We start from the raw sequence: 11,244 nt of genomic DNA, 5'->3' as shown, positions 1-11,244 counted from the left end.
CGGGTCTTCTTCATCGGGGTAGCTTGCTTGGCCATGGGTCACCTCGTTGAGTGTACTACCTTAACGGGGTGTCCACTGTTGCTGGGCAAGATCAGGCTGCCGGGCGCTATTGGTGTGAGTTATTTACCACCACCGCCCGAGCTCTGTGAGGAACTGATGAGTGCGCTCATGGAGTGGGCCAATGGACTGTCGGAGCGCCATGGCGGCTCTGACCCGGATAGGGTGCCGGCCCTGGTGGCAGGGACCGTGATCTCTTTCGGCTTTGTCTTCCTGCATCCTTTCATGGACGGCAATGGCCGCATCTCCCGGTTCCTGTTGCACCACACGCTATGCCAATTGCGTGAATTGCCGCGTGGTAACCTGCTTCCCATTTCCATCGCCATGAAGCGGCACGAAGGTGATTACCTTGCTGCGCTAGAAACTTTTTCAAAGCCGGCCCGGGAGCAGTGGCGGGTCAACTGGGTCGATGCCGACCATCACGATTTCCACTTTAAAGGTAGCGAAAATCTTTATCGCTACTGGGATGCCACCCAGGCGGTTACCTTTACGCTGAAAATGGCGCGCGAGGCGCTTAGGCAAGACTTGAAAGCGGAAACACATTACTTGGCTTGTTTCGATCATATTTATCGCTCCATCGACACACGCTTTGATGTTCGGGGTAGCGATCTGTCTCGCCTGGTGATGATGTGTTTGAGTCATGGCGGAAAACTGTCGAAGAACCGTCGTAAGCAGTTTCGCCATCAGGTTCCGGAAGACGTGCTGAACGCTATCGAATCAGAGACTCAGCTACTACTTGGTGAATTTCCAGATGGAAACCCTATTGGATTAAGTGAAATTTAGTCCGGATATTTCACAGAGCATGATAGGCCGGCTGTCAATGGCCATCAAAAATGACCCACCAGCGGAGGAGTGGGCTCACCGAAGGAGAGGACGACCCCCGCATCACCCGGATGGTGCGCATCAATGGCAAGTGCTGCCTGTGGATGAGCTGCCACGCCGCTTCAACATGATCAGAGGCGAGAGGAGCTTCATTGGCCCGTGGCCGATTCCATGAAACTTCCTACGGATACGTCGGGAGGCGTCCTTGTACAGCTACTGTCACGGAGTCTGCCCGGGGATCCCCGGTTGAGCCCGGGGAGAGCAAGGCTATGCCGCCTGGTTCGACGGCATGACCTCCACGCTCCAGTTCGACTTCGGCTACATCAAGAACAACTCATTGAGGCTGGATATCCTCATCGCCTTCAAGACGCGGAGAATGAGGCGCGGTGGCTTCACCCCTTGCCTCGCGACAGTGGTAAACTCAGGGCAGGCGCCTTCATGGCGCCTGTTTTGTTCCAATGCGCCGGATATGACGAGAAAGAGGCAAGAATGAGCGGTGATCAGCATCTTGGCCCATGGCGGCTACGGTGGCGCAACAAGGTTCGTGTCGATGGCGGTAACGAGGTGCTGGTGGCACGCAGTGCGCGGGTGCGTGGCTGCTACTTCGATATCAAGGGGCAGGGGAACCGCCTGGTGATCGGTCCCAGGGCGAATCTTCGCGGGGTGCGGCTGCAGATGCTGGGTAACGGCTGCGAGCTGCTGGTGGGCGAAGGCACGGTGATCGGTGAGGACTGCTTCCTCTCCTGCCGGGAGGAGGGTACCCGCCTCTCGGTCGGTGCCGATGGCATGTTCTCGCGTTATGTGAAGATCATGGCGGGGGATGGCCATGACATCCTGCAGGACGGCGTCAAGATCAATCCCGCCCGGTCCATCGCTATCGGTGATCATGTCTGGCTGGCTGATGCTGTGACAGTGCTCAAGGGCGTGTCGATCGGTAGTGGTGCCGTGGTAGGCATCGGCAGCGTGGTGACCCGCGACGTTCCCGGCAATGCCATTGCCGCCGGCAACCCGTCTCGCGTGGTAAAGCAAGGGGTCGAGTGGGTGCGTTAAGCCCTCTTTGCGATCAATACGGAAACAGCGGTAGGGCAGTTCATTGATGTTATTCACGCGACAAGGGGCGGTGAGTCTCCATGCCTGGGGTCTGCTGCTGGTACTGGTGCTGCTGGTGGCGACACCGGTCCGCAGCACGATCGTGGTCGGCTTGCTGCTGATCCATTCGCTTGGCTACCTGGTGGTGCACCGCGCCAGCCTGGAAGTGACGCCGTTTGATCGCTGGGTGCTGCTGCTGCTCTGCGCCATGCTGCTGGGCAGGCTCGCGCCTTTCGTGCTGGGCGACTTTTCCGCACGCTATCTCAGTAGTGGGCTGCACATGATGGCGACCATTCCCATCTACCTGACGCTTCGCCATGCCCTGACGGTTGCCGATATGGCGCGTTACCGTGGCTGCCTGGAGTGGGGCCTGATCCTGGGAAGCCTTGGCGGGGGAGTGCTCGCCTTGTATCAGACCCAGTGGCTGGGCATGGCACGCGCTGATGGCTTCCTCTTCAGCATCAACTTCGGTTACCTGAATGCCATGCTGGTGGCGTTGTCCCTGGCGCTGATGCCCGGGTCGTCGCGGCGCTGGTGGTTGCTGCTTGGGGTGGCAGCAGCGGGTATGGCCGTGCTGCTCTCCGGCACCCGGGGAGCCTGGGTGGTGATGCCGGTGGCGGTACTGCTGCTTGCCATGCTGCATCTTCGAGGGCTTGGCTGGAAATGGCTTTCCGTCGGGCTGGTGGTGCTCCCCCTAGCGGCCTGGCTCAGTTACCACCAATTTCCCGAGGTGGAGCGACGCTATCAGCAGACCGTGGCCGAGTTCGAAAGGATCCAGCAGGGCAACCTGAATACGTCGGTCGGGTACCGATTCCAGTTCTGGTTTGCCGCCGTTGAGGCCTTCAAGCAGCGCCCCCTCGTCGGGCTGGCATACCATGAACGCGAGGCCCTGAATGCCGAGCTATTGGAACAAGGGAAGGTGTCGGCCTTCGTCGGGAACAGCAGTAGAGGCCATGCCCATAGCCAGTACTTCGAGACGCTGGCCACAGGTGGGCTGATCGGGCTTCTGACGCTGGTCGGGTACCTGGTGGTGCCAGGCATCTACCATGCCAGGGTGTTCCTGAGGCGCCGAGACGATACTTTCGCGCTGGCGGGTCTGGGTCTCACTGTGGCTGTGGCCGTCTGCGGGTTCACGGAGGTGCTGCTTCAGCAGGAGATGATCGCGACGGTATATGCGTATCTGCAGGGCGTCCTTGTGGTGCTGTCGCGGTTGAAGCAGCGACAACCCACCGTGCCCGCTGACTAGCGGGCCGTCGCTGCCGGGGGCTCGTCATCCCGGATGACGCGGATGTTGCGCTGCTCGCGATTCCATTTGCCCTGTGGCTTGTCTATATACTGGAAATGCTCATTGGTGAAGTTGCCCTGGTGCACCGCATGGCGGTAGGAGACGGTAGGCACCTCGTTCTGGTCGAGAATATGGATAAAAACGCCCGGGCCGGTGATCTCGAACACGTTGGTCAGGGTGTTCTCCTGGATGTTATCCGCGACCCGCTCGATTAGCCTGGCCAGGTTGGGATTACCCGGCGCGCTGGCGATGAAGTAGTTGCTCAGCTCCCCGCGGCGTGTGGTCACGAAGAGCTCCTTCTGCTCGGTGCCGAGCACGCAAGAGAGCGGCCAGATCTGGTGCGCATCGATATCCAGGTAGACGCCGCCGAATTTGTGCAGGACCAGCAGGCGCCATAGATCGGCCTGGGCAGCGCCGATCTGTAGCCGCTCGTAATGGGGGAGGATGTCGGGGTAGTGCTCGGCGATGAACTCTCTCCGAGCTTCGGTGATCATGAAGCGGTATTCGAAGCGCGGCGCCATCAGCCGATTGAACAGGTAGTTGAGGTAGACCGGCAGGGTCACCCGGTTAGTGAAGTTGGTCTGCCAGATGATGCGCGGGATGGGGCCGGGTTTGCCTCCCTTGAGCAGCGGAGACGACTGTGCCGGGAGCGTGAAGCGCTTGTTGGGCAGTACCCAGTGGAAGGGGTAGCTCAGCACCTTGGTGATGTTGGCCAGCAGCTTGATGAGGCGGCTGGTGGCGACAATCAGTGGTTTCTGCATATGGCCTCTGTGCCTGCGCTGAAAGGGCTTTGCTGGTTATCGGTGCCGGCTATCGCCTCGCGGCCCCTGTGTGGTGGTCAACCCCTGACGCCAGTGTCGCCGCCAATCGCCCGGCGGAGCCGAGCTCCCACCAGTGGGGCAAGTGTTGGTGGTCAACCCCTGACGCTGGCGGTGCTACCCATCGCCCGGTGGAGCCGGGCTCCCACCTGTGGTGCCAGTGTTCGTGGTTAGTCTCCGGCGCTGGTGGTGCGGCCTATCGTCGAGGCGTCGCGGAGCCGGTCCTACACCTTTAGGACCCATGGTGGCGGCTGATCAGCCTGCCTCCGTTTCTACCTCGAAACCCACGATCTGGCGCTTGTCGCTTGAAAACTCCACCCCGATGAGGTGCATCACTTTGCCTTGGCCGCGGTACTTGTCGGCGTAGCCCTTATCCTTGATCTGCTGTAATGCGCGGCTTTCGGGGAGCTGCTCCACCACCTTGAACTCGAACAGGTAGAGGTGCCCGGCAAAATCGACGGTCATATCGACCTTGCCGTGGTGGCTGGCGTCTTCCACGGTGACTCGCAGGCCCAGAGCGGCGAAGTGACTGTAGAAGACGCTGGCATAGTGCCCCTCATAACGTGCTATCGGATTATTTCGGTACCAGTCGTGGGGCAGGCCGGCGAAGAGCGCCCTGAGGTGGGTTTCCAAGCCTGGCAGGTCGGCGGTTTTCAGCAGGCGAGGCAGCCGTACCATCAGCTCGTCGAGGCTGTCGTTGTTGATGCCCAGTACCGGCAACAGCGCCTCGTTGAGACTGGCCTCTACCTCCTGGTTGGGAAACCCCAGTGCATAGATCGGGCGGTTTGGGATTTCCTCGCGTATGGCCTTGATGGTCAGGTAGCCGGTCTGGAACAGCAGCGCCTCGGTGGCGATATCATCGACGTCGAATCTGCTCAGCAGTGCCGGCCGGCTGTGCCAGGCCGTTAGCGCTGGGGTAAAGACGCCGCGCTGCTTGAGCACCTCGACCAGGAAGGTCGGCGTGGCGCTCTCGAACCAGTAGGCGCCGAAAAGGCGCTTCTGAAACAGCAGCAGCACATCGAAGGGGTTGTAGACGGAGGGGGCCTCCTGTCCACCCCACCGGTAGCCGTTGTACCAGGCTCGTATTTCGTTGCGATCGAGTGCCTGAAGCTCTGGGGCGAAGACGCTGTCGATGTCTTCGTCGGTATAGCCGCAGATCGTGGCTAAGGGCGGATCCAGGGTGATGTCGTTGAGGTTGTTGAGCCCGGAGAAGAGGCTGACCTTGCTGAACTTGGAGACGCCGGTGAGCAGCACGAAGGCCAGGTGCGGGTCGGCATCCTTGAGCACGCTGTAGAGGTTCTTGAGCCCCTCGCGCAGCTCGCGGGCGCGCTCGGGCGTGAGCAGGTTGTCGAGGATCGGCTTGTCGTACTCATCCACCAGAATCACGACGCGCTGGCCGTGTTGCTCGTGGGTGAGGCGGATCAGTTCCGAGAACTCGCTGGAAATCAGGGGAGGCGGCTCCCGGTCAATGTCTAGACGCTCCCGATGCGCCCTGAGCTGGTGTCGGATATGGGCATCGAGTGCCTCACGGCTACTGATGACGCCATCGGCGAAGCTGATCCGGATGACGGGATGCCGAGCTTGCCAGTCCCACTTGTCGTGGATGTAAAGGCCTTCAAACAGCGCTTCGCGGCCTTCGAAGAGGCAGCGCAGGGTGTCTACCAGCAGGCTCTTGCCGAAGCGCCGCGGCCGCGACAGGAAATAGTACTTCCCTTCTTCCACCAGGCGGTGGATGTGCGATGTCTTGTCGACGTAGTAGTAGCCGCCCTCGATGATGTCGGCGAAGGTCTGAATGCCGATAGGCAGCTTCTTGCGGGTGCGGGTCAAGGCAACCTCCGGTAGGGGCGCTCGTCGTCAAGGATAGCAGAGTTACCTGAGCCGCTTCTTGATGCTGTCCATCCAGCCAAGGGCGCCAGGGGTGGCCTGGAAGAGGTCGCGCATCTCCTGACGGTAATACCACGCCTGATCGGGGCCGCCGATGGTCATGCCCTGGGGGTTGAGCTTCGGCGGCTTGCGTTTGCTGGCGATCAGGTAGTTGAGCACCTTGGGTAGTGCCCGATAGGCCTCGGAGAGAGCCTTTTCGGCGTCATGCAGCCGGTTGAGTCGCACCAGGGCCAGCACCCGGCCATAGTGGGTCTCTGCCAGTGCGTCGTCCGGAAACCGCTCGCAGATGGCCAGCGCTCCTTCATCCTGCCCATCGCGCAGCAGGGCGTTGACCAGCGGGGCGCGCACGCCCAGGTTGTCGTTCGGGCAGAGGGCCAGCAGCTTTGAGAGGCTGCGAATGGCGGCGTCCGGGTCCTCCTGCTCGAGGGCGTGTTGCATCATCAGCCTCAGCAGGGGGCGATGTTCCAGCCAGGCCCAGGGCAGCTGGCCGTCCTCGGGCAGGGCGTCCAGGACATGGGCAATCAATCTCTCTTGCTGCCGCTGTAGCGCCTTGTTGAACTGCTCGTGAGCGTTACTGAAGGCAACGCCGGCAAAGGCATCGAGCTGCTGCAGGAAGTCGAGACTTTGCAGCAGCGCCGGGTGTTGTCTGATGAGATCGGGATCCAGCGGATGTTGACTGTCGCCCGCCTGGTAGAAGGCCGCCTGGGCCTGCTCGACCTCGGATGGCGGCATCAGCACCCACTGGGTGTCATCGCCATCAGGTCCGGGCGGGCCCGGCTCGAAACTGACCGGGAAGAGCGGCTGGCGGAGTGCGGCCTTCAGCAGGCCGGCAATCGGCTTCAATAGCTCATCCGGCGCGCCAAATATCGCCATCAGGTGGTCGTCTTCCGTGGCATCATCGGCGAACGTTTCGAGCTCGTCACCCTCCTGCGGTGCCGCGTCCGGTACCGCGTCCGGCAGGGTGGCAAGACTCGCCTGCTCCTCGAAGAAGGCGATAGCGTCCTCGAGCCCCAGCTCCTGGGCAACCGGCAGCCACTCCTGGGCGGTACGCTGGGCCTCGGCATCGGCGCCGATGTCGCGCAGGCAGGCCACCCTGAAGAGTCCGTTGGAAAGGTTGTCGGGGTCCAGCGCCTCGGCCTGGTGGAGGTGCAGCAGGGCTTCGGCGGGGTGGCCATCCAGCAGCGCCTGGCCAGTCAACCAGTGGAGCGCCTCGGCGGCAGCAGGCGGCTTCAGGCTGGGAAGCAGATCGCTCAGGGCCTTCTCGCCGGCCGATTGATGGCCGAGGGCGTTATAGGCCTCGCCCAGCAGGTGTACGGCCCGGGCCTGTAGCTCGGCATCCAGGCCACCCTGCTTGAGTAGTTTCAACAGCTGGGTCCGCGCCTTGCCGGGGTGGCTGTCATCCAGCTCCAGCTCGGCGAGTACCAGCCGCAGCTTGGGCGGTGCCTTGCTGGCGGCCTCCTTGCGCTGCTTGGCGGTGAAGAGTGACGCGGCGATCTGCAGCACTGGCAGCTCGTCGTCGAGTCCCAGGGCGTGTTCCTGTTGCCGCGGCTGGCAGCAGCGCTTGAACTTCTTGCCCGAGCCGCAAGGACAGGGGTCGTTGCGTTTCGGCGCGGGAAGCGGATCCGGTCGGAAGCCCCGCGAGGGCAGCGGAGCGTTGTCCCATAGGGTGCGCGCAATCGTCCAGTAGGGCATCTCCGAATCAAACCATTCGGTAACACCGCTGCGTCGGGTGATCTCGTCGAGCGCTGCGAAGTAGGCGTCGGCATTCTCGTACTGGAGGATGTGCCGTAATGACGCCTCCAGGAAGGCGTTGACGCTGTTTTCGAGCTCTGCAGGAATCTCGGGAAGATCGGCTTCCAGCATGGGTATCTCGCCTAGCTTATTAAAGTCCAGTCCGTGTTCAATCTCCTGATCCGACGCATGCTGCCTTACGATCGCACCACTTCGGCCCACAGATCATACTCGTCGGCATGGGTCACCCGCGCCCGCACGACCTGGCCGGGGCTGAGTGCCTGGTCGCTTTCCAGAAACACCATGCCGTCAATCTCCGGGGCGTCGGCGTGGCTGCGGCCGATGGGGCCTTCGTCGGTGACCTCGTCGACCAGCACCTCGATCTCGCGGCCGACCTTGGCCTGCAGCCGGGCGGCTGAGATCTGCTGCTGGTGGGCCATGAAGCGCTCCCAGCGTTCCTGCTTAATGTCGTCCGGCACCGGTTCAAGGTCCATGTCGTTGGCCGGTGCGCCGTCCACGGGGAGTACTGGAAGCAGCCGACGCGGTCGAGCTGGGCTTCGGTGAGCCAGTCGAGCAGGGTCTGAAAGTCCTCCTCGGTCTCGCCGGGGAAGCCGACGATAAAGGTCGAGCGGATGGTGAGCTCCGGGCAGAGCGCCCGCCAGCGCTTGATGCGCTCGAGCGTCCTGTCCTCGAAGGCGGGGCGCTTCATCGCCTTGAGCACCATCGGGCTGGCGTGCTGGAAGGGGATATCCAGATAGGGCAAGAGCTTGCCCTCCGCCATCAGCGGGATCAGCTCGTCAACGTGGGGGTAGGGGTAGACGTAGTGCAGCCGCACCCAGATGCCGAGCTCGGAGAGCGCCTCGCACAGCTCGGTCATGCGGGTTTTCACCGGGCGGCCGTTCCAGAAGCCGGTGCGGTACTTGAGATCGACCCCGTAGGCGCTGGTGTCCTGGGAGATTACCAGCAGCTCCTTGACGCCGGCGCGCTTCAGGCCCTCGGCCTCGCTGAGCACCTCGCCCACCGGGCGGCTCACCAGCTTGCCGCGCATGGAGGGGATGATGCAGAAGCTGCAGCTATGGTTGCAGCCCTCGGAGATCTTGAGGTAGGCGTAGTGGCGAGGGGTGAGCTTGACGCCTTGGGCCGGTACCAGGTCGATGTGCGGGTCGTGTTCCCGGCGGGGCGGCACCACCTCGTGCACGGCGCCCACCACCTGCTCGTACTGCTGGGGGCCGGTCACCGCCAGCACGCTGGGGTGCACGTCGCGGATGGCACCTTCCTCTACGCCCATGCAGCCGGTGACGATCACCCGGCCGTTCTCGGCGATCGCCTCGCCGATGGCATCGAGCGATTCCGCCTTGGCGCTGTCGATGAAGCCGCAGGTGTTGACCACCACCACGTCGGCGTCGTCGTAGCTGGGGGTGATCTCGTAGCCCTCGGCACGCAGCTGGGTGAGGATCCGTTCGGAATCCACCAGCGCCTTGGGGCAACCCAGCGAGACGAAACCGACCTTGGGTGTGGACATGCAGAAGACCTTCGCTTGGAGAACGGAAACCCGGGCGATTCTAGCGTGTCGGGGAGTGAGGGGCTACATGGAGAGCGAGCGCCGTGTACCAGTTGCAAGGATGCAACGAGGGAGGCCGTACCCTGGGCGGAGGCTGGGGCGTATGCATGTCCGGTTTGCTATTCTGGACGCATTGCTACCTGGTGGTGGTCGTGGAGGTAAAGTATTCATGCATCTTGAAGAACTCATTACCAAGGTGAGTCGTCTGCCAGAGTCCCGCCAGCAGGAGGTAATGGACTTCGTTGCCTTCCTTGAACAGCGCTATGGCCAGGCCGAGCCCGCCGAGGCCGAACAGCTCGACTGGTCTAAACGGCAGTTCCGTACCTTGAGCGTCGAGCAAGCCATGCGTGATGCCGAGGAAGAGCCCGATCTCTACTCTGAAGATGATCTGAGGGAAAGATGGCAATGAAGCGTGCCGGTCACAGTGGGATGAAGACAAAGTGTCATCCACGACAATAGAGAGTCATCCTCCGGTGATGACAAAGCACAGTAGCCTGACTATAATGTAGCCACATTGTGGCTACGTGAGCAAGAGGGAAAATCATGAGTGCTGATACCGTGGTTCGAGCCCGAATCGACAGAGAAACCAAAGAGCGCGCCACCGCTGCTCTAGAGGCCATGGGCTTGTCCGTGTCTGACGCCATCCGCCTGCTGATGCTGCGGATAGCAGACGAGAAACGCCTGCCGTTTGCTGTACAGGCACCAAATGCCACCACGGACAAGGCCTTGGAAGAGTTGGAAGCTGGTAAGGGGAAGCGCTTTGACAGCGCGGATGCTCTGTTCGAGGACCTGGGCATTTGATGCTGACCCCAGTACGTTCCAGCCAGTTCAAGCGAGATGTGAAACGAGTCCAGAGGCGAGGCAAGGACATGTCTAAGCTGCGGACCTTGCTGGGCCTGTTGATCGAGCAAGTTTCCTTGCCGGATGCCTATCAGGATCACCCGCTGCGAGGCAACTGGAAGGGGTACCGGGATGTGCACATCGAGCCCGATTGGCTATTGTTGTATCGCATAGTGAATGACGAGCTGCACCTGGCTCGCACCGGCAGCCATGCAGACCTCTTTCGCGAGTAGGCAAGGCAGGAAAGGATGATACTTTACCTTGCAGGCATGGTTGCCCCTGACCATAAATCAAAGAGTTATACCCCGTCATAGGATGATCTTCTATTTTCATCCCGCAATCAGGACGACTGGCTCGTATGCATGGTGTCGTCTCGCCTGCACCAGGCCGAGACAGGACTGGATTGGGTCGTGGGGCCGGAAGATGACGAGTTTTCGGAGTCTGGCCTCAAGGTGGCCAGTGTTTTCCGGCTGTCCCGACTGGCGGTGCTTGATGGCTCATTGCTGCTTGGCCAGCTGGGTTCCATTACCGATGCGCGCCTCCAGTTTCTCAGGCAGCGTTTGGCAACATGGTTGCTGAGCGAGTCTTAAATACCCTTCTCAAGTGGTAACTGAACCATATGGCCACCATCGAACACAGCGCGATCCTCAAGGCGCCGCCGGAGCGGGTCTTCGCCCTGCTGGAGCGGGTCGAGGACTTCGCCGACTACTCTGACCTGATCCACGCCATCGAGCCGCTGGGGGAAGGACGCTACCGCTGGCATGTCCAGGCGGTGGGGCGGGACTGGCACTTCGACGTGGCGATCACCGAGTCGCGCGCGCCCGAGGTGCTGGCCTGGGAGTCGCTCGACGGGGTGGAGAACCAGGGCTGCTATCGGCTGACCCCGGTGAAGGAGGGCACCGAGGTGGCGCTGACGCTGACCTACGCGTTGCGCAGCCGACTGGTGGAGAAGGCCGTCAACAAGGCAGCGAAGCCCCTGGTGGGGCGGGTGAGTCGGCAGATCCTCGAGCGGGTCGAAGCCAGGCTATGAGCCCGGCGCTATCTATCAAAAGATTCTATTAGGGAACCACTGATCAATTCGGTTCTGAGCAGTTGAAGGGCTCAGAGTGACACAATCACCGCGTCAGCGATCATTTTCTGACCACCTCCGGTGGTCT

10 protein-coding genes and 1 pseudogene are annotated in these 11,244 nt (G+C 61.6%); 7 read left to right on the top strand and 4 right to left on the bottom strand.

Annotated features, from left to right (window positions below; all coding sequences use genetic code 11):
• The 3 genes from BDK63_RS17750 to BDK63_RS18765 form a co-directional block, all read left to right on the top strand.
• A partial coding sequence (locus tag BDK63_RS17750; protein ID WP_221202680.1) for a Fic family protein occupies nucleotides 1-840 on the top strand: 840 nt, incomplete at its 5' end.
• A 528-nt stretch (nucleotides 841-1,368) separates the two neighbouring features.
• A complete protein-coding gene (locus BDK63_RS17745; RefSeq protein ID WP_183334403.1) occupies nucleotides 1,369-1,929 on the top strand; it encodes an acyltransferase in 561 nt (186 codons plus the stop codon).
• A 70-nt stretch (nucleotides 1,930-1,999) separates the two neighbouring features.
• Nucleotides 2,000-3,214, top strand: a complete 1,215-nt coding sequence (locus BDK63_RS18765) for an O-antigen ligase family protein (RefSeq protein ID WP_183334401.1) — start codon at nucleotides 2,000-2,002, stop codon at nucleotides 3,212-3,214.
• Here BDK63_RS18765 and BDK63_RS17735 read toward each other — a convergent pair.
• The 4 genes and pseudogenes from BDK63_RS17735 to rimO form a co-directional block, all read right to left on the bottom strand.
• Entirely contained in the window at nucleotides 3,211-4,014 is an 804-nt protein-coding gene (locus BDK63_RS17735; protein WP_183334399.1) for a glycosyltransferase family 32 protein, read from the bottom strand. The genes BDK63_RS18765 and BDK63_RS17735 overlap by 4 nt on opposite strands.
• Before the next feature lie 312 nt (nucleotides 4,015-4,326).
• On the bottom strand, nucleotides 4,327-5,898 hold the full coding sequence (locus BDK63_RS17730; RefSeq protein ID WP_183334397.1) for an ATP-binding protein: 1,572 nt from the start codon (nucleotides 5,896-5,898) through the stop codon (nucleotides 4,327-4,329).
• Nucleotides 5,899-5,940: 42 nt separating this feature from the next.
• On the bottom strand, nucleotides 5,941-7,818 hold the full coding sequence (locus BDK63_RS17725; RefSeq protein WP_183334395.1) for an SEC-C domain-containing protein: 1,878 nt from the start codon (nucleotides 7,816-7,818) through the stop codon (nucleotides 5,941-5,943).
• Nucleotides 7,819-7,883: 65 nt separating this feature from the next.
• Nucleotides 7,884-9,208 (bottom strand): annotated as a pseudogene (rimO, locus tag BDK63_RS17720) (30S ribosomal protein S12 methylthiotransferase RimO).
• Nucleotides 9,209-9,416: 208 nt separating this feature from the next.
• Between rimO and BDK63_RS17715 the strand changes: the two are divergent.
• The 4 genes from BDK63_RS17715 (at nucleotide 9,417) to BDK63_RS17700 (ending at nucleotide 11,117) form a co-directional block, all read left to right on the top strand.
• Nucleotides 9,417-9,656, top strand: coding sequence for a DUF2281 domain-containing protein (locus BDK63_RS17715; protein WP_183334393.1), 240 nt, complete (start codon nucleotides 9,417-9,419; stop codon nucleotides 9,654-9,656).
• Nucleotides 9,657-9,790: 134 nt separating this feature from the next.
• Nucleotides 9,791-10,048 (top strand): type II toxin-antitoxin system RelB/DinJ family antitoxin, encoded by a 258-nt coding sequence (locus BDK63_RS17710; protein WP_183334391.1) that lies wholly within the window; start codon nucleotides 9,791-9,793, stop codon nucleotides 10,046-10,048.
• The gene (locus BDK63_RS17705) at nucleotides 10,048-10,320 is read left to right on the top strand and encodes a type II toxin-antitoxin system YafQ family toxin (protein WP_183334389.1); all 273 of its coding nucleotides are present in this window, start codon (nucleotides 10,048-10,050) and stop codon (nucleotides 10,318-10,320) included. Before BDK63_RS17710 ends, BDK63_RS17705 begins: the two co-directional genes overlap by 1 nt.
• 386 nt (nucleotides 10,321-10,706) lie before the next feature.
• Complete coding sequence (locus BDK63_RS17700) at nucleotides 10,707-11,117, top strand: SRPBCC family protein (RefSeq protein WP_183334387.1); 411 nt, start codon at nucleotides 10,707-10,709, stop codon at nucleotides 11,115-11,117.
• Nucleotides 11,118-11,244: the final 127 nt, after the last annotated feature.

Source organism: Halomonas campaniensis, from assembly GCF_014193375.1.
Lineage (GTDB): Bacteria > Pseudomonadota > Gammaproteobacteria > Pseudomonadales > Halomonadaceae > Halomonas > Halomonas campaniensis.
Note: the sequence above shows the minus strand (reverse complement) of the source record. Positions and strands in the feature narration are given on the sequence as shown.